The 18,111-nt window shown below is 63.9% G+C and carries 15 protein-coding genes, 1 other RNA gene and 4 pseudogenes; 9 read left to right on the forward strand and 11 right to left on the reverse strand.

Features of this window, described 5'->3' with window-relative positions; translation table 11 throughout:
* Positions 1 to 28: 28 nt before the first annotated feature.
* Positions 29 to 262 carry a YdcH family protein gene (locus tag ACFQDL_RS12935; RefSeq protein WP_379909375.1) on the reverse strand — a complete coding sequence of 78 codons (234 nt, stop codon included), beginning with the start codon at positions 260 to 262 and terminating at the stop codon, positions 29 to 31.
* A gap of 373 nt (positions 263 to 635) precedes the next feature.
* Here ACFQDL_RS12935 and fusA point away from each other — a divergent pair.
* Positions 636 to 2,710, forward strand: a pseudogene (gene fusA / locus ACFQDL_RS12940) (elongation factor G).
* 94 nt (positions 2,711 to 2,804) lie between these two features.
* Here the strand turns inward: fusA and ACFQDL_RS12945 are convergent.
* From ACFQDL_RS12945 to hemC, 5 genes and pseudogenes are all read right to left on the reverse strand, one after another.
* A complete protein-coding gene (locus ACFQDL_RS12945) occupies positions 2,805 to 3,302 on the reverse strand; it encodes an aminoacyl-tRNA deacylase (RefSeq protein WP_379909376.1) in 498 nt (165 codons plus the stop codon).
* A 284-nt stretch (positions 3,303 to 3,586) separates the two neighbouring features.
* Complete coding sequence (locus tag ACFQDL_RS12950; protein ID WP_379909377.1) at positions 3,587 to 4,840, reverse strand: heme biosynthesis protein HemY; 1,254 nt, start codon at positions 4,838 to 4,840, stop codon at positions 3,587 to 3,589.
* Between the two features lies 1 nt (position 4,841).
* Positions 4,842 to 6,023 carry a uroporphyrinogen-III C-methyltransferase gene (locus ACFQDL_RS12955; RefSeq protein ID WP_379909378.1) on the reverse strand — a complete coding sequence of 394 codons (1,182 nt, stop codon included), beginning with the start codon at positions 6,021 to 6,023 and terminating at the stop codon, positions 4,842 to 4,844.
* 109 nt (positions 6,024 to 6,132) lie between these two features.
* Positions 6,133 to 6,834, reverse strand: a complete 702-nt coding sequence (locus ACFQDL_RS12960; RefSeq protein WP_379909379.1) for a uroporphyrinogen-III synthase — start codon at positions 6,832 to 6,834, stop codon at positions 6,133 to 6,135.
* Positions 6,824 to 7,766 (reverse strand): annotated as a pseudogene (hemC, locus tag ACFQDL_RS12965) (hydroxymethylbilane synthase). Before hemC ends, ACFQDL_RS12960 begins: the two are co-directional and overlap by 11 nt.
* A gap of 196 nt (positions 7,767 to 7,962) precedes the next feature.
* Here hemC and argH point away from each other — a divergent pair.
* Positions 7,963 to 9,366 carry an argininosuccinate lyase gene (argH, locus tag ACFQDL_RS12970; RefSeq protein ID WP_379909380.1) on the forward strand — a complete coding sequence of 468 codons (1,404 nt, stop codon included), beginning with the start codon at positions 7,963 to 7,965 and terminating at the stop codon, positions 9,364 to 9,366.
* Positions 9,367 to 9,506: 140 nt separating this feature from the next.
* Here the strand turns inward: argH and ACFQDL_RS12975 are convergent, their stop codons facing one another.
* The gene (locus ACFQDL_RS12975; protein WP_379909381.1) at positions 9,507 to 10,031 is read right to left on the reverse strand and encodes a glycine cleavage system transcriptional repressor; all 525 of its coding nucleotides are present in this window, start codon (positions 10,029 to 10,031) and stop codon (positions 9,507 to 9,509) included.
* A 230-nt stretch (positions 10,032 to 10,261) separates the two neighbouring features.
* Here ACFQDL_RS12975 and ACFQDL_RS12980 point away from each other — a divergent pair, with 230 nt between their 5' ends.
* The gene (locus ACFQDL_RS12980) at positions 10,262 to 11,176 is read left to right on the forward strand and encodes an AEC family transporter (protein WP_379909382.1); all 915 of its coding nucleotides are present in this window, start codon (positions 10,262 to 10,264) and stop codon (positions 11,174 to 11,176) included.
* Positions 11,177 to 11,409: 233 nt separating this feature from the next.
* Positions 11,410 to 11,538, forward strand: coding sequence for a hypothetical protein (locus ACFQDL_RS12985; RefSeq protein ID WP_379909383.1), 129 nt, complete (start codon positions 11,410 to 11,412; stop codon positions 11,536 to 11,538).
* Positions 11,539 to 11,734: 196 nt separating this feature from the next.
* On the opposite strand, the pseudogene ACFQDL_RS12990 reads toward ACFQDL_RS12985, so the two are convergent.
* The 4 genes and pseudogenes from ACFQDL_RS12990 to ACFQDL_RS13005 form a co-directional block, all read right to left on the reverse strand.
* A pseudogene (locus ACFQDL_RS12990) lies at positions 11,735 to 12,333 on the reverse strand (5-formyltetrahydrofolate cyclo-ligase).
* A 17-nt stretch (positions 12,334 to 12,350) separates the two neighbouring features.
* Positions 12,351 to 12,528: non-coding RNA, 6S RNA (ssrS, locus tag ACFQDL_RS12995), on the reverse strand.
* Positions 12,529 to 12,642: 114 nt separating this feature from the next.
* Complete coding sequence (locus ACFQDL_RS13000) at positions 12,643 to 12,963, reverse strand: cell division protein ZapA (protein ID WP_379909384.1); 321 nt, start codon at positions 12,961 to 12,963, stop codon at positions 12,643 to 12,645.
* Entirely contained in the window at positions 12,960 to 13,169 is a 210-nt protein-coding gene (locus ACFQDL_RS13005; RefSeq protein WP_379909385.1) for a TIGR02449 family protein, read from the reverse strand. Before ACFQDL_RS13005 ends, ACFQDL_RS13000 begins: the two co-directional genes overlap by 4 nt.
* A 335-nt stretch (positions 13,170 to 13,504) precedes the next feature.
* On the opposite strand from ACFQDL_RS13005, the gene ACFQDL_RS13010 reads away from it, so the two are divergent.
* The 5 genes and pseudogenes from ACFQDL_RS13010 (at position 13,505) to ACFQDL_RS13030 (ending at position 18,056) form a co-directional block, all read left to right on the forward strand.
* Positions 13,505 to 14,098: a UPF0149 family protein gene (locus tag ACFQDL_RS13010; RefSeq protein ID WP_379909386.1), complete on the forward strand. Its 594-nt coding sequence runs from the start codon at positions 13,505 to 13,507 to the stop codon at positions 14,096 to 14,098.
* A pseudogene (pepP, locus tag ACFQDL_RS13015) lies at positions 14,098 to 15,434 on the forward strand (Xaa-Pro aminopeptidase). Before ACFQDL_RS13010 ends, pepP begins: the two are co-directional and overlap by 1 nt.
* Complete coding sequence (locus ACFQDL_RS13020; RefSeq protein WP_379909387.1) at positions 15,431 to 15,835, forward strand: Rossmann-fold NAD(P)-binding domain-containing protein; 405 nt, start codon at positions 15,431 to 15,433, stop codon at positions 15,833 to 15,835. Before pepP ends, ACFQDL_RS13020 begins: the two are co-directional and overlap by 4 nt.
* Positions 15,748 to 16,809 (forward strand): FAD-dependent monooxygenase, encoded by a 1,062-nt coding sequence (locus ACFQDL_RS13025; protein ID WP_379909388.1) that lies wholly within the window; start codon positions 15,748 to 15,750, stop codon positions 16,807 to 16,809. The genes ACFQDL_RS13020 and ACFQDL_RS13025 overlap by 88 nt, the downstream gene beginning before the upstream one ends.
* Positions 16,782 to 18,056 carry an FAD-dependent monooxygenase gene (locus tag ACFQDL_RS13030; RefSeq protein WP_379909389.1) on the forward strand — a complete coding sequence of 425 codons (1,275 nt, stop codon included), beginning with the start codon at positions 16,782 to 16,784 and terminating at the stop codon, positions 18,054 to 18,056. Before ACFQDL_RS13025 ends, ACFQDL_RS13030 begins: the two co-directional genes overlap by 28 nt.
* The last annotated feature ends 55 nt before the right edge of the window (positions 18,057 to 18,111 follow it).

Below are 18,111 nucleotides of genomic sequence, written 5' to 3' on the forward strand. Positions count from 1 at the left end.
TCGGCAGCGGTGACAGGGTTTCCTGGCGTTACTGCAACAGTCGCAGAATCTGGTCCTTGAGCTGCACCCGGCGCAACTTCATCTGTTCGTAGTTTTCATCGGTGGTAGGGACATTGCGCATCTCGAGACCGCGCACGCTGTGATCCAGCTTGTGATATTCGCTGGCAAGTCTGGCGAAGGTCGCATCTTCCTGTTTCAGCTGCCGGATGCGGTCGGCATACTGCGGAAAGTCTTGGTAAAGGCTGTGGTTTAGGTCGGACATAAAGCGCACTCCATCGGTTGGCCCGGTCAGTGCCGTCGGGACAAAACTCCCTGTAGTTAAGTCTAGGCCATGGATGGCCTGTGAGCAGGCTTTTTGCAACAAGACGGCAGGAGCAATTTTCTGCCTAGGCCATGGATGGCGGAAGGCCGCCCCGCGGAAGGCCTTCCTGCCTGTGGTCAGGCTTTTCATGACGGAATGGCAGGGAGCCGTTTTCTGCCGGCGTCGTTAGCGGCTTGCGAGGGCGCATCTCAAATAATGGTTCGGTCTATCCCTTAGAACATAATCGTCTTTGAGCGTCGACAGGCTCCGGTTGCCGGTACCCTAAGCTATAGCTATCGCCAGCACGCTTCCCGTCGAGGCGGGGGACAGGACCATGGACAAGCGACATTTCGACCCTGACAAAATCCGCAATATCGGTATTATCGCCCATATCGATGCCGGCAAGACCACCGCCACCGAGCGCATGCTCTTCTACAGCGGTTTCGCCCACAAGCTCGGTTCGGTCGACGAGGGCACCACGATCACCGACTGGATGGAACAGGAGCGCGAACGCGGCATCACCATCGTTTCGGCCGCCATCACCACCCAGTGGCGCGATCACCAGATCAATATCATCGATACTCCCGGGCACATCGATTTCACCGCCGAGGTGCAGCGGGCGCTGCGGGTGCTCGATGGCGGCGTTGTGGTGTTCGACGGCGTACACGGCGTCGAGTCCCAGAGCGAGACGGTCTGGCGTCAGGCGGGGCGTTACCGGGTGCCGCGCATCTGTTTCATCAACAAGATGGACCGTACCGGCGCCGACTTCGATCACGCTCTCCAGACCATCCGTGAACGGCTCCATGTCGAGCCGGTACCGGTCAATATCCCGGCCGGCGCCGAGCAGGCCTTTGCCGGGGTCATCGATCTGTTCGAGATGGCGCTGATCCGCTGGCCCGATGATCTCGGCGCCGAGCCCGAGCGCGAGGCGATCCCGGACGGGATGCGGGAACGGGCCGAGTCGGCGCGACGGCAGTTGCTGGAGGCGATCTGCGAGACCGACGACGGGCTGCTGGAGCGCTACCTGGGCGAGGAACCGGTCGATGTCCAGGAGTGGCGCGGTGCGTTGCGCCAGGCCACGCTGGACAACCGACTCTACCCGGTGCTCTGTGGCGCGGCGTTGCGCAATATCGGCATACAGCCGCTGCTGGATGCGGTGGTCGACTATCTGCCCTCGCCGCTGGATCGCAAGGAGGTGGTGGGCCACCACCCCCAGACCGGCGAGGAGGAGCACTGGCCGCTGCGCCTGGATGAACCGCTCTGCGCCCTGGTGTTCAAGACGGTGACCGATCCCTATGCCGGCCAGATGGCCTATGTCCGGGTTTACTCCGGCCAGCTGAAGAGTGGCGATCAGGTATTCAATCCCCGGCTCGGACGCAAGCTGAGGGTCGGTCGGCTGGTGCGGGTCTTCGCCGACCGTCGCGAGGATATCGACAGCGTGCCGGCCGGTGAGATCGATGCAGTGGTCGGCCTCAAGGGGGCGCATACCGGCGATACGCTCTGTGCTCTGGATCATCCTCTGGTGCTCGAATCGATCCAGTTCCCGGATCCGGTCATCAATATCGCCATCGAGCCCGTGGCCACCCGCGACCGGGACGAACTCGACCGTGCCCTGCATCAGCTGATGGAGGAGGACCCGACGTTTCATGTGCATGTCGACGAGGACAGTGGTCAGACCATATTGTCGGGCATGGGCGAGCTGCATCTCGAGATCCTGATCAATCGCATCGAGCGTGAGCATCAGGTAAAGGTGCGCAGCGGGGCGCCCCGGGTCACCTACAGGGAAACGGTGACCGAGCCCGTCAGCCGGGTCGAGGGGCGCTATGTGCACCAGAGCGGCGGTCACGGTCAGTACGGCCACGTCTTTATCGACCTGCGCCCGGGCGATCCCGGATCCGGTGTCGTCTTCTCGCAGCAGATCAAGGGGGCGTCATACCGGCCGGCTTTATTCCGGCGGTGCAGAAGGGGGTCGTGGAGGCGGCGCAGTCAGGCCTGATCGGTGGCCAGGAGATGACCGATGTCGAGGTCGTGCTGGTCGACGGCTCCACCCATCCGGTCGATTCCAGCGAGCTTGCCTTCAAGAACGCCGGCTTCCAGGCCTTTCGCGAGGCGGCGAGGCGGGCGGGGCCGCGGCTGCTCGAGCCGGTGTGCAAAATCGAGGTGGTGACGCCGCAAGAAAATCTCGGTGATGTGCTGGGGCAGCTCAATGCCCGCCGCTGCGAGGTGCGCAGTACCTCACCCCGCTCAGACGGCACCCACGATATCCAGGGCATGGTGCCGCTGGCCGAGATGTTCGGTTACGCCACCGACCTGCGCTCGGTCACCCAGGGCCGGGCACTCTTCACACTGGAGTTCGATCACTACAGCCCGGTACCGGCCAAGGTGCAGGAAAAGCTCAATCTTTCGTAAAAGTAGCAATGTAGGGTGGGTTACGGTGCGCCCACAAGCCGGTGCAAGCCGACATGAAGGCGGGATGCGCACCTAACCCACCCTACGAAGAACTTTACAACCTGTTCAGATCCCAGACCTCTTCCGGGGCGCAGCTGATCGGGCCGTGCAGTTTGTTGTGCATCAGCTGCATGAACTGGTCGAGGCTCAGGTGTACCAGGTGGCGGTGGTCGCCGGCTTCGATATAGATGTCGCGGTCGCCCGCGAGGGTATCGTCCCAGACCAGTTCAAGCCCGAAGGGCTGTCCCAGGGCCGGGATCGCGCCGGGTTCGCAGTCGCGGAACAGCGGGCCCAGTTCCGATTCCTTCGCCAGTACCAGGCGTCGCCCCAGCAGTTGCTCCACCTCGCTGATGACGAGTCGGTTCATCGCCGGTATCACCGCCATGACGTAATGGTCCTGGTCGTGCAGCACCACAGCCTTGGCGACTGCGCGCAGCGGCAGGTGCGAAGCGTGAGCCGATGCCACGGCCGAGGTGGTGTAGCCGTGCTCGATCAGGTCGTAGTTTGTGGTCTTGCGGTCGAGATAGTGGGTGAGGGTTGCGGAAACAGTCATCACAGCCTCCTCGGCAATTTGCCGTTTGAGCTCTGATGCAAGTATAAGCCACGGAGGGGCTGGCTGCTTTGGGAGGCGTATGGTCAAGAGAACAGGGGCGCCAGGTGGCGCCCTGTCGATTCAGGCGTTCTGGGCGATCTCGGCCCTGGGCAGCGGCAGGCTGGGCAGGCCGCTGCCGGAGGCTTCGATACCCGCCTGCAGCAGGCCGAGCACCCGGTCGTGTTCGCCCAGGTGCTGTAGGTTGGAGGCACAAGAAAGCGCAGAGTTCGCCGTCCTTGGGCGTCTCAGGCGTTCTGGGCGATCTCGGCCCTGGGCAGCGGCAGGCTGGGCAGGCCGCTGCTGGAGGCTTCGATACCCGCCTGCAGCAGGCCGAGCACCCGGTCGTGTTCGCCCAGGTGCTGCAGCAGACGACAGAGTTCGCCGTAGGCTTCGGCGGACGGTCGCTGGGCGATGCTCTGCTCGAAATAATCGACCGCCTTGCCCCAATGCTCGTTGCGCATCGACAGTCGGCCCAGGGCCAGCAGCAGCTCGGCATTGTCCGGGTGGTCCTTGAGCCACTTCTTCGCGCTTTCGAGCTGCTTATGGGGCTGCTCGCTCTTCAGGCGACCGTAAAGGTTCACCAGAGCGTCGCTCCAGTTGCGGTTGATCTGCTCGCGCAGCACCGGCTCCGCACGATCTTCTCCACCGAGGGCCGCCAGTTGTGCCACATACTGGCAAACCAGGGGCTCGTCGCCGTTCAGGCGCGTCGGCAGCGACTGCCAGGTCTTGTTGAGGGCCTGCAGGCGCGTGGCGTCCTCGGTTTCGGCCGGCAGCTGCAGATCCCGTTGCAGCAGTTCGCTGTAGCAGCGATGCTCCAGCTCGTTCAGGCGCACCTCCGGCAGAGCCTTCTGTTTGCGCAATTCGGGCAGCAGTTCACTCAGTGCCTGCCAGTCGCTCAGCTGCACCAGGCAGTCCTGCTGCAGGCGCAGCAGCTGGGTGTGTTTCGGCGAACGCTGACGCAGCGGCTCCAGGGTCTTGCGGCATGCGTCGTACTGGCCGCGCTCGAACTGCAGCTGGGCCTGTGCCAGTTCGATCGCCATGCTGGCATCCGGCGCCTGGCTGCGGGCCTGTTCGAGCAGGTCGTCGGCGCCTTTCTCGTCACCCTGTTCATGGGCGGCGCGGGCGGCGGCAAGGTAGTTGACCAGCGGCAGCTCGGCGTGGGGCGCCGCCTGGCCGAGATAGCGCTGGGCTTTCCACCAGTGGCCATCGGCCAGGGCGTTCAGCCCCTTGAGTGTCTTGCGGTGGGCGTTGCGCAGAGCCCGGCGCTCGTTCCAGTGGCGCAGCTGGGCAGTCGGAATCCGTGCCCGGGCCAGCAGGTTCAGCGCCAGATGGGCCAGCAGGAAGCCGACCAGCGCCACCACCAGCAGGACCCAGAGGCTGGTTTCGACGGTGGTGTTGTCATAGGCGACGAGGACGTAGCCCGGATCCTGCACCATCTTTTCGCCGACCCAGGCGCCGACGAACAGGATCACCAGTAACAGCAGGAGACGTCTTTTCATGTCAGGCGGCTCCTTCCTGCTTCAGCTTGGTCATCTGCTGCAGGTAATCCTTGAGGCTGTTGAGGGAGCCGGAGATATCGGGCATTTCGGGCGCCACCTGCAGCTGCCTGAGTTCGGCGATGCCGCGCAGCAGGGCGTTGGTGGTGGCGTCCTGGGGCTCGAAATAGGTATCGATCCAGTTCTCGGCCTTGTTCAGCGCGCTGTCGAAGGCGTTCTGCTTGCGTTGCAGTAGCGCAAGCTGGGCCTGCTCCAGCATCAGGTGCAGGTTCTGTTGCAAAAAGAAATGCTGCTCCGGCGACAGCAGCGGTTCGACCGGCTCGTCGCGGTGCTGCACCACGACCAGCTGTTCGAGCTTGGTCATGGCGCTGTGCCAGGACGCGACCAGGCCCTGGCTCCAGGACTCGGATACGCCTTCGGGCGTGATCTCCTCGAGCAGGCTAGGCAATTCGCGCTGATCGGTGACCGGAATCAGCCGCAGGTTGTCGACCTGGGCATTGAGGGCGCCGAGCTGAAGGAAGGCGCCTTCGGTATCGAGTCGCGGTACGGCTTCGAGGGCGGCGATATCGGCCGCAAGCGCCTTGCGCACTTCATAGATGGAGACGTCGTCGGTCTCCTTGAGAATCTGGTCGGCGGACTTGAGCAGTTTCAGGGCGCCGTCGGCGGTCTGCTCCATCAGCACGCGCTGGTTCGCCAGCCGCAGCAGGTATTCGACCTCGGCCAGCAGCCAGTCCTTGCGGCTGGTCTGCTGCTGTGCCGTCACCTGCTGGATGCTCTGGGTCAGGCGCTGCTGCAGCTGGTCGATGTTCTGCTTGTCGGCCTGGGCCTGATTGCTGAGCGTGCTCATCTGTTGCTTGACGCTGCCCAGCTCGCGGCTGATGGCGGAACGGCTGTCAGCCAGCGTCGAGTCGACCTGCTGATCCACCTGCTGCAGGGCTTGCTGTGTCTGGCTATGCCATTGCCAGCCCTGCCAGCCCAGGTAAGCGCCGCCGCCGAGAGCGACGACGGACAGTACCAGCGCGACCTTGCCGGGCCAGGTGGACGGCGGCTTGTCATTGGCGTCTTTTGAGGATTTGGCGTTTTTGGCGCCGGGTTTGCCGCTTTCCGGGGAGGGCACCTCGGTCGCCTGGCCATCGATGATCTCGGGATCCCGATTTTCTCTCTTTTTGTTCCCAGTGTCGCTCATCAGTCTTGTTCCGAGTCGTGTTGAGTCAACAGCGCCCCGATCATATTCCGGTCATCGGGGCCGCCGGCAAGAAGAATCCGTTTGAAACCAGCGCTGGCCGCCTGGGCCGCTATGCGCCGGCTCGGTACCACCAGGGGCACTGCTGCAGCCGTGCCAGCCCGGTGTTCAAGGTTGTGCCCGTGGTTGCCAGCCGGACCAGGTTCGTGAGGCTTTCGCCGCTGGTGATCAGGATAGCGGATAAGGCGCGGGCATAAATAGTACTTTCGAGATGGGCCGGGTCCGGCGTCGGGGCGCCACGCCGGTAGAGGCTGGCATAGTCGACCCGGGCACCGCGCGAACGCAGTTCGCTGGCAAGGGTGTCGCGTCCGCTGTCGCCGCGAAGGATCAGGATGCGCTTGTCGGCCACCTGTTGCAGCGGTTCGGCCCGCAGCAGGGCTTCGGAGTCGTACCCTTCGGTACTGTGATATGCCCGGATGCCATGGGCGTCGAGGGTAGCGGCGGTTTTGGCGCCGATGGCCAGCCAGTGTACGCCGACCGGCAGCTGTGGCCAGTAGTCGTCGATCAGTTCCGCGCCGAAGCGGGCGGCATTGGCGCTGACGAAGATCACCGCATGGTAGAGATCCAGATCCAGCACGCAGCGGCGCGCCGCGGCAAAGGCCGGATCGTCTTGCGGGATCGGCTCTATCTCCAGCAGTGGCAGCAGTACCGGCTCTGCACCGAGACGACGCAGCTCTTCGGCCTGGTCTGCGGCCTGGTGACGGGGGCGGGTGACCAGCACCCGCTGCCCGGCGAGTGGCCGTTCAGCCGTCATGCTGGTCGTAGACGTCGGCGAGAATGCGATCGGCGCCGGCGGCCAGCAGCCGTTCGGCCAGTCCGATGCCCAGGGCCTCGCCGTCTGCCGGCAGGCCGCGGACTTCGTCGTACAGCACCTGGGTGCCGTCCGGGCGGGCGACCAGACCACGCAGCCAGAGTTCGTTCTGGGCTTCGTTGAGCAGCGCGAAGCAGGCGATCGGGACCGGCAACCGCCTTCGAGGCGGCGGTTCATCGCCCGTTCCGCTTCGACGCACAGGGCCGTGGGCTGATGGTGCAGTGGCGCCAGCAGCTCGCGGGTGCGGCTGTCGTCGAGTCGGCACTCGATGCCGACTGCACCCGGCCGCCGGCGGGCAGGCTGATTTCGGCCGGGATTTCGGCGCGGATGCGCGCCTGCAGCTCGAGTCGCAGAAGCCCCGCCGTGGCGAGAATGATCGCATCGAACTCGCCGTCATCGAGCTTGCGCAAACGGGTCTGGACATTGCCGCGCAGGCTGCGTACCTCCAGGTCCGGCCGGCGGGCCCGCAGCTGCGACTCGCGGCGCAGCGAGGAGGTGCCGACCACGGCGCCGGCGGGCAGGGCATCGAGGCTGTCGTAGCGGTTGGAGACGAAGGCGTCGGTGGGCTTTTCCCGCGGGCAGATCACGGCAAGACCGAGGCCGTCCGGGAACTCCATCGGCACGTCCTTCATCGAGTGCACGGCGATATCGGCACTACCGTCGAGCATGGCGGTTTCCAGCTCCTTGACGAAGAGCCCCTTGCCGCCGACCTTGGCCAGCGGGGTGTCCAGGATCTTGTCGCCGCGGGTGGTGAAACCGACCAGTTCGACTTCGATGCCGGGGTGATGGCGTTCCAGTTCGGCCTTGACGTATTCGGCCTGCCACAGAGCCAGCAGGCTCTTGCGCGTGGCGATGCGTATCTTGTCTGTATTCATCGGACTCTCTTTCGGCTGACCGATGCCGCGGTCAGAAAGCGAATTTGACCGAATTGTACCAGATTGCTCCCGCTAGCTGGACCGACAAGGATCAAGCCTCCGTCACAAGTCGCAAAGATGCTATAATCCGGCGCAATTTCAGTACCCGATGGCCCGGGCGGCAGCCCCGGGGTCGCTTCAGTCAGAGGTTTTCCCGATGAGCAACAAAACCAACCAGCAGTGGGGCGGTCGCTTCAGCGAGCCGACCGATGCTTTCGTCGCCCGTTTCACCGCCTCGGTCGAGTTTGACCAGCGCATGTATCTGCAGGATATCCAGGGCTCGATCGCCCATGCGAGGATGCTGGCGGCGGCCGGGGTGCTGACCGACAGGGAACGTGACGACATTATCCGCGGTCTCGGCGAAATTCGCATCGAGATCGAGCGCGGCGAGTTCGAGTGGTCGATCGAGCTGGAAGACGTGCACATGAACATCGAGGCGGCACTGACCAAGAAGATCGGCATTACCGGCAAGAAGCTGCATACCGGGCGTTCGCGCAACGACCAGGTGGCCACCGATATCCGTCTCTACGTGCGTGACGAGATCGATCGCGTGCTGGCCGAGATCAGCCGCCTGCAGCAGGGCCTGCTGGGCGTGGCCGAACGCGAAGCCGATACCATCATGCCGGGTTTCACCCATCTGCAGACCGCTCAGCCGGTGACGTTCGGCCACCACCTGATGGCCTGGTTCGAGATGCTGAGCCGCGACTACGATCGCTTCGTCGATTGCCGCAAGCGGGTCAATATCATGCCACTGGGCGCGGCGGCCCTGGCCGGCACCACCTATCCGATCGATCGCGAGCTCACCTGCCAGCTGCTGAATTTCTCGGCGCCGGCCGGCAACTCGCTCGATGCCGTCTCCGATCGCGATTTCGCCATCGAGTTCTGCGCCGCCGCCAGCGTGCTGCTGATGCACATGACCCGGATGTCCGAGGAGCTGGTGCTCTGGACCTCGGCCCAGTTCGACTTCATCAACCTGCCGGATCGCTTCTGCACCGGCTCGTCGATCATGCCGCAGAAAAAGAACCCGGACGTGCCGGAGCTGGTGCGCGGCAAGAGCGGTCGCGTCTATGGGCACCTGATGGCATTGCTGACGTTGATGAAATCCCAGCCGCTGGCCTACAACAAGGACAACCAGGAAGACAAGGAGCCGCTGTTCGATGCCATCGATACCGTCAAGGGCTGTCTGCGCGCCTTTGCCGATATGGTGCCGGCGCTGGAGTCCAAGGCAGACAACATGCGCGCGGCGGCGATGCGCGGCTTCTCCACCGCCACGGACCTGGCCGATTACCTGGTGCGCAAGGGCGTGGCGTTCCGCGATGCCCATGAGATCGTCGGCAAGTCCGTGGCCTTTGGTATCGCCGAGAAGCGGGATCTGAGCGAGATGACCCTGGTCGAACTGCAGCAGTTCTCCGATGTCATCGGCGAGGACGTCTTCGAAGTGCTGATGCTGGAAGGCTCGGTTGCGGCGCGCAATCACATCGGCGGCACCGCGCCGGATCAGGTGCGTGCCGCGGTCGTACGCGGCCGTGAGCTGCTCGCCGGACGCGACGACGCGGAGTAAAACCTTGGGGCAATGAGGGATTCGGTGCGGTGCACTTCGTTTACCGGCACCCTGCATTTTATCCAACTCTGTAGGGTGCTGGTGAGCGGAGCGAACCGCACCGGGTGACAGGTTAAGCGTTACGCGTAACCTGTCACCCGTCACGCTTTTCCATTGAGCGTGATATCCACCATCAGGTCGCTGGCGATGGCCTCGAGGGCCTGCTGCAGCTCGTCGAGGTTGAGATCGGATGGCGCCAGCAGACTGGCCTGGGCCCGGAACAGCTCTTCGCCGGACATCGAGCCGGATGTCAGTTCGGTGGTCAGGCGTTCGACGTTGATATGGCGTGCCGCCAGGGCCTGGGCGATTTCTCGCACGATGCCCGGCTTGTCGTGACCGACCAGGTCGAGCTGGATCGGCTGCAGCGAGGCGGCAGCGGCCGCTTCTTCGCTGCGCTCGGCGGTAACTTTAAGGCCCTTTTCGTGCAGCCCCGCGAGCGCCTTTTCAAGCGCCTCGGCGTTCCCGCTCGAAATGCTGACGATCAGGATGCCTGCAAATTTCCCACCCAGCCGGGACATGCCGGATTCCAGCCAGTTGCCGCCATGGTCCGCGATGGTCTGGGACAAAAGCTCCACCAGTCCGGGCTTGTCCGGGCCGATGACGGTCAACACCAAAGATGTCATCATAGTTGTTCTCCTGATTGAGAAGGTGAGGCTGCGCCGACAGGCGCAACCCCGGTGGTAATCGGGCTGTCCCCCACCGGCGTCACCGGTGCCCGACTCTGATATCGAACGGAGTTTGTCGGCTTTCCGGGCAGGGTGCAAGGGAGGCTGCGCTTTAAGCTCCGCAGAGACAACCGCAGGTATCCAAAGTCGCGTGCTTTCGGGCGCGGAGAATCGAGGGTTTAGGGAAGACTATGATCGCGATGCTGGGAATGCTGTGGCCGGTGTTCGCGCTGCTGATACTGGGTGTGCTGGCACGGCGCTTCGACTTTCCCGGAGAGGCTTTCTGGCCGCTGGCGGAGAAGGCCACCTATTTCGTGCTCTTCCCGGTGCTGCTGGTCTCGCGGCTCAGTCAGGCCGATATTTCCGGCGTTTCGGTCGGTGGCATCGGTGCCGCGGTACTGTTGCTGCTACTGGTCGGCACGGCCCTCTGCTATCTGGTACGGCCGCTGCTGCGTCTTGCCGGGCCGTCCTTCACGTCGCTTTATCAGGGTGGCATGCGCTTCAACACCTATGTCGGTCTGGCGACGGTTGCGGCGGTTCATGGCGACCGCGGGCTGGCGATCTCGGCAGTCATTATCGCCTTCATGATTCCGCTGCTGAATGTGCTCTGCGTGCTGGTGCTGTCGTTTCATGCCGGCGGTACGGTGGGGCCCGGGTCCCTGCTGCGCAACCTGCTGCGCAATCCGCTGATTCTTGCCTGTCTGCTCGGGATGCTGCTCAACTACAGCGGTTTCGGCATGCCGTTGCCGTTGCGACCGGTGGCCGAGTTGCTGGGGCAGATGGCGCTGCCGCTTGGGCTGCTGGCGGTCGGTGCCGGCCTGAGCCTGAGGGCCCTGCGAAGCGCGGGGCCGGCACTGGTGGCGGCATCGACGATCAAGCTGCTGCTGTTTCCGTTGCTGGCGCTGGGGCTGGTCTGGCTGCTGGCGCTGGACCCGCTCAGCGGTGCCCTGCTGGTGCTGTTCGCCACCATGCCTACGGCCAGCTCGGCCTATATCCTGGCGCGTCAGCTCGGTGGCGATGCGCCTATGATGGCGGCGATCATCACGGGTCAGACCCTGTTGTCGGTACTGACCATTCCGCTGATGCTGGGATGGCTGTCCGGTTGAAACCGTCTCTTTATGGAGACTGTTTTTAGCAAAATCATCCACTAATGGCGATTCCCTGCAATCGGGACTCAAGAAGGTGACATAACCTGCCGATAAATGTGGAAAAAGTGAGCGGGAACTGTTGCATTCCCCCGCAATCTGGAAAACTACGTGCCAATCGGTTACCGGGTGTTCAGCTCCGGCGCCGGAAATTCTTCCCAGGCACAGACTCAACCCGAGGGTGACAGCGGCATATGAAAAAAGGTCCGGATCTGATAATGGTGATCGTTCTGGTCTTTCTCGTCGGCTCGATCATGACCGGCGTTTCACAAAGCGACATCCAGTTCGCGGCGCTGGTCGAGCAGGTTTTCAACAACAGCTGATTCGCCAGTCAGGCGACGGTTCCCGCCCTATTGCGGCAGCAGGCGGCCTGCTGCCGGATCGCAGCATCGAGGCGGGACGGCTGACCGCCATCCCTGGCCCAGGCAGAAAATTGCTCCTGCATTTGCTGCACACAGGCCATCCCTGGCCCAGGCAGAAAATTGCTCCTGCATTTTCCGTACACAGGCCATCCCTGGCCTAGAACCCGTAGTGGCCTGCGTCCGTCACGATGCCCGCAAGCGGAATGTCCCAGCTTGCGACGGGCAACTTCTCGACTCTCTGAAAATCATGCGCGAGTCCGATCAGGGCCGGTCCGCGTGGTCCCTTGCGCTGCTTGAAGCTGAAGGTGCGGTCGTAATAGCCGCCTCCCATGCCCATGCGTGCACCACTGCTGTCGAAGGCGACCAGCGGCAGCAGTACCAGGTCCAGGCCCCAGGCCGGGCGTCGCGGTGCCGCCACCATCTTGGGCTCGAGAATGCGGTATATGTTGCGCTGCATCGGGGTGTTTCGGCCATAGGGCACGAACCAGAGCCGGTTGTGGCGAATCGGGTGCAGTACCGGCAGGTAGGTGCGCTTGCCCAGTTTCCAGCAGTATTCGATCAGGGGGTTGGATCGATCTCGCCGTCATTCGGCAGATAGAGCGCGATATTGCGTGCCCGGTGAAAGCGGGGCAGGGAGTCGAGCTGGCGCAGCAGGGCGCGCGCGGCCCGGCGTTGCTGGCGTGCGCTCAGGGCGCGTCGGCGGCTGCGCATCTCTCGGCGCAATTGTTGGCGTTGCTTCGGATCGTTCTGGGACATGGATACAGGATCAGAAAGGGCTCCCCGGAGTGCCGTTACCGGTCGTGGCCCTGAACCCTAAGGTTCAAGGTGGCGGCCTTGGTTTGCGTCAGGCTTTCCGCTAAACGGACATGCTCACCGGCAATCCAAAAAGCCTCCATAGGTGTGCTTATCGGCTCGAGGGACGTGACCGACTGGCGAACACCCCAGGGAGTGAGAGTCATTATACGCGCTTGCTTGCAGATGTCAGGTCTTGAAATTTATGACGACTTTGCTAGGCGCGCATCCAATTGTTTGAAAAATAAACGATTTTTTTCGCATGAAGAAATTTCAGTCGTCTTGCTCCGCATCCGGACGGGCGCTGGCCTTCAGCGACGCATCGATCTTGTGGCCAAGGCGGCGAATCTGGTCTTCGATATGCTGGCGGCCTTCTTCGCGACTCTTGAGCAGCTCATGGGCGATATTGAGCCCCGCCATCACCGCGACCCGTTCCAGGCCGACTGTCTTGCCGTTGCCGCGGATGTCGCGCATCTTCTGGTCGAGGTAATCGGCCGAGGCCATCAGCTCCGCTTCGGCGCCATCGGGGCAGGCGATCATGTATTCCTTGTCGAGCAGCCGGATCGTAACCTTGTGCGGTTCGCTATTGCTCATGCATTTTGCTCCAGTGCCTTGAGTCGCTGAATCATCGCTTCGACCTTGCTTCGGGTCTGGTCGTTCAACTGCAGAAGCCGTGCCCGTTCGTCCTTGAGCACAGCTTCCTGCTGACGCAGGCGCTCATTCTCCTGCTCCAGTCTGTGGCAGTGGTCGAGCAACTGATCGATTTTCCGTTCCAGTGCGTTGAAATAGTGGTCGCTCATGCTCGGTCCCGACAAGATGGTCAATCCGGCAATATTAACAGCCCCCCAATGGGGGTCAATCGTAGGGTGGAATGACCGCCATGGATGGCGGGAAACCTGAATTTGCAGGAGCAACATTCGGGAGAGTGCCGAAGGCCCGAATTCCACCGGGACCACCATCTCTGCACGGAGGCACCATCGTTCGGTTGTGGTCTGACTGCGGTGTTTCAACGCCATCGGTGGAATTCGCACGCTCATTCCACCCTACGTTAACCACTCACATCGTTAGAGTTCACTTGCAGGGGCTGCTAGGATAGCAGCGACAATGAAGCACCCGATTGGAATCAAGAGTAAAGATGTCAGATACCGATAACCATCCCGATTTCGACGATATCGCCAACCTGCTCGTGACCGAAGGGGTCTTCGCGGTGACGCCGTCCGAACTTCATGGCCTGCTTTGTGGCTGCCTGGCCGCCGGCGCGCGCCCGGAGCCGGCAGCCTGGCTGCAGGCGGCGGCCGATCTGCTCGATATCGGAGCCTTTGCCCAGGAAGCATCCAAGGTGGGCCTGCTCGAGCTCTATCGCCTGTCACTGGAACAGCTGGAAGCGACGGATCTTGACTTCGAGCCGCTGCTGCCCGACGACGAACAGCTGCTGGCGCAGCGCGCCGGCGCACTGGGACGCTGGTGCCAGGGCTTTCTCAGCGGCTTCGGCCACTACGGCAAGCAGACCGACAGCTCGCTGTCGCAGGAGGCGCGCGAGGCGCTGAACGATCTTGGCCAGATCGCCCAGGTCGCGGCCGATGCCGACGACAGCGACGAGAACGAGGCGGACCTGATGGAGGTCCAGGAATACGTACGGATGGCGGCGCTGATGCTGTTTGCTGAATGCAATCAGGCGCCGGAGGACAGCAACGATGCCGCCGAGGCGGCGCCCCGGACCCTGCACTGATGAAACTGAAGCGATTACCGATCGAGGCGTTCGCAGACCGCCGTCGCCAGTTGATGGCGAGCCTGCCCCAGGACAGTGTCGCCATCGTGCCCGGTGCCAGCCTGGTGCGCCGCAACCGCGATGTCGAGTACCCTTTCCGCCAGGACAGCGACTTCTATTACCTCACCGGCTTCGACGAGCCCGATGCGGTGCTGGTGCTGATTCCCGGTCGTCCCGAGGGTGAAACGGTACTGTTCTGCCAGGACCGGGACCCGGAAATGGAGATCTGGAACGGCTATCGCGCCGGCCCCGCCGGTGTCGTCGAGCGTTTCGGTGCGGACGAGGCGCATCCGGTCGGCGAGATCGACGAGCGTCTGCCGGAACTGCTCGCTGGCCGCAGGCGGATTTGCTTTTCCATCGGCGCCGATGCGTCTTTCGACCGGCAGGTCCATGGCTGGCTCAATGCAACCAGGGGCAAGGCCCGCCAGGGGTGGTGGCGCCGACCGAGCTGCTGCTGCTGGACCAGTGGCTGCATGAGATGCGGCTGTTCAAATCGCCGGCCGAAATCGAGCTGATGCGCAGCGCCGGCGAGATTTCGGCCCGCGCCCATGTCAGGGCGATGCAGTATTGTCGGCCCGGCATGGCGGAATACCAGCTGGAAGCGGAGATCGCGCATCATTTCGCGATTCACGGCTGTCGCCATCCGGCCTACGCCTCGATCGTCGGCGGCGGTGCCAACGGCTGCATCCTGCACTATACCGAGAACCGCGACGAGTTGCGGGCCGGCGACCTCGTACTGATCGATGCGGGCTGTGAGCTGGACTATTACGCCGGCGATATCACCCGCACCTTCCCGGTCGATGGCCGCTTCAGCCCCGAGCAGAAGGCGTTGTACGAACTGGTGCTGAAGACCCAGCTGGCCTGTATCGACCTGATCCGGCCTGGCGTGCGCTGGAACGAGGTGCACGACCTCTCGGTACGGCTGCTGACCGAGGGGCTGGTCGAACTCGGCCTGCTGCAGGGCGAGCCAGACGAACTGATCGAGCAGGGCGCCTACCGGGAGTTCTACATGCACCGCCTGGGGCACTGGCTTGGCATGGACGTGCACGATGTCGGCGATTACCGCGTCGACGGCGACTGGCGCCCGCTGGAGCCCGGCATGGTGATGACGGTCGAGCCCGGCCTCTATGTCTCGCCCCATAACGAGGCGGTCGAGTCGCGCTGGCGCGGTATCGGCATCCGCATCGAGGACGATGTGCTGATCACCGATAAGGGCTGCGAGGTCCTGACGGCGGCGGTGCCGAAGACCGTGGCCGAAATCGAAAACCTGATGGCGGGTGCGCGGCGCGACGGATGAAAGAGCATTACGACCTGATCATCGTCGGCGGCGGCATGGTCGGCGCCAGCCTCGCCTGTGCGCTGGCGCCGGTGGCCGACAGCCTCGAACTCGATATCGCGATCATCGAGCCGGTGCCGCTGCGGCGCAACGGGCTCGACTATCAGCCCAGTTACGATGCCAGGGCCACGGCGCTGGCCTACGGCAGTCGCAGCGCCTACGAGCGCATGGGCATCTGGACGACGCTGCGCCGGCATCTCACGCCGATCGAACAGATACATGTGTCCGACCGCGGTCATTTCGGCGCCACCCGCCTGTCGGCCGCGCAGGGCGGGTGCCCGCTCTGGGTTACGTGGTCGAGAATCACTGGCTGGGGCAGGTGCTGCTGGAGCGTCTGCAGCAGCCGGATGCCGCCCGCATAGACTACCTGTGCCCGGCCGAAGTGGCCGAGATTCGCCCCGGCAGCGAACGCATGGCGGTGACCCTGAGTCGGGACGGGCGTGTCAGCCATATCGGCGCCGACCTGGTGGTGATGGCCGACGGTGGACGTTCGGAACTGCGCGAACGCCTCGGCATCGGCTATCACTATCAGACCTACGATCAGCACGCGCTGATCGCCAATGTGAGTCCGGACCGGCCGCACCGGGGGATTGCCTGGGAGCGCTTCACCGACCAGGGGCCCATGGCTCTGTTGCCGCTTGGCGATCAGCAGGGACGTCACCGTTGTGGGCTGGTCTGGACAGTGCCCGATGAAGCGATCGACGCCCTGATGACGGTCGATGACGCCCGCTTTCTGCAGCAATTGCAGCAGCGGTTCGGCTATCGCGCCGGGCGCTTTGTCGGGGTCGGCGAGCGCCATGCCTATCCCCTCAAGCTGGTGCTCGCCGAAGAGCAGGTCCGGCCCGGGCTGGTGGTGCTTGGCAATGCCGCCCATGCGCTGCATCCGATCGCCGGACAGGGCTACAACCTGGCACTGCGCGGCCTGGTGGCGCTGGCCGACCACCTGATCGAGGCGCGCCGCAGGACCCGGCCGCTGGGCGATCTTGGCGTGCTGCAGGCCTATCACGACTGGATGCGTCGCGATCAGCAGCGCACCATCGGCTTCAGCGACCGGACCATGAAACTTTTTCCAGTACCAATCCGCTGCAGGCGATGGGGCGTGATCTGGGGCTTCAGCTGCTGGATATCTGCCCCACGGCCAAAACCCTCTTTGCCCGCGGCGCCATGGGGCTCGACAGTCCTGCGCCGCAGCTGCGTACAGGATCGACCGGAGACTTCTAATGCGCGAAAAGAATGCCGATCGGGTCGCTTTCGGTGCAGGCACCGTTGGCGGCGGCCGGGCCGCCATCACAGCCGGAGGAACCTTGAATGCAGGAGTTTGATGCCGACCTGGTAATCGTCGGTGCCGGCATGGTGGGCCTGACGGCCGCTCTGGCGCTGGCTGACAGCGATCTGAAAATTCTGCTGCTGGAGAGCCGTGAACTGGACCCTGCGGCGCAGGTGGCATCGGTCCGGGAGCAGCAGGGCGCCGGTTTCGATCCCCGGGTCAGCGCCCTGACGGTGGCCTCGCAACAGATCCTGAAATCGGTGGGGGCCTGGCCGGCCATGGCCGCGCTGCGTCTGTCTCCGTACACCGATATGGATGTCTGGGATGGCGAGGGGACCGGGCATATCCACTTCAGTGCGGCCGAGCTGCATGAGGCCTGTCTCGGCCACATCGTCGAGAACCGGGTGATTCTGGCCGGGCTCTGTGACGCCCTGGCGCAACGGCCGCAGATCGAACTGCGCTGCGGCGTCGAGGTCCGCAACCTGTCGGAAGCACGTGACGCGGGTGCCGGCCTGTATCGCGAGCTGGAATTGTCCGATGGGCACCGGCTGCGGGCCCGGCTGGTGGTTGCGGCGGATGGCGCTCTGTCGCGCACGCGGCAACTGGCCGCGCTGCCGATGTGGGAGTGGGATTATGGCCACCATGCCGTCGTCACCACGGTGCGTACCGAGGCGCCAAACCGGGCAACGGCATGGCAGCGATTCACCGACGACGGCCCGCTGGCGTTTCTGCCGCTGCAGGATGGCGGTGACGATCACCTGAGCTCGATTGTCTGGTCCACCTCGCCGGAGCATGTGCGGGAGTTGCTCGGATACGACGATGCCGACTTCTGCCGCGTGCTGGAGCGGGCCTTCGAGCACCGCCTCGGTGCGATCCTGTGGAGCGACAACCGCTACAGCGTGCCGCTGCGTCAGCGTCATGCCAGGCGTTATGTCCAGGAGGCCTTTGCCGCCATCGGCGATGCCGCCCATACCATTCACCCGCTGGCCGGTCAGGGAGTCAATCTCGGGCTGCTCGATGCGGCGGTGTTGGCCGAAGTGGTGCTGGCAGCCGTCACGCGCGGCGATGATATGGGTTCGCTGCGCATCCTGCGGCGCTTCCAGCGTCGGCGCCAGGGTGACAACCTGTCGATGGCGGCGACCATGGAAGGCTTCAAGCGCCTGTTCGACAGCCGGCAGCCTTTGCTGGTTCTCGGGCGCAACCTGGGGATGAGCTGCCTGGACCGGCTGGGACCGGTGAAAAATCACCTGGTGCTGGCGGCGATGGGGCTGGCGGGCGACCTTCCTGCCCGGGCGCATCGGCCGGTCGGCGATTGATCTTCCCCCGGTTAGGCTTTACATTGTCGGCCTGCGGCGCCCGTCGGCGTTTCCG

Source organism: Marinobacterium aestuariivivens (genome assembly GCF_042661465.1).
Classification (GTDB): Bacteria; Pseudomonadota; Gammaproteobacteria; order Pseudomonadales; family Balneatricaceae; genus Marinobacterium_A; species Marinobacterium_A aestuariivivens.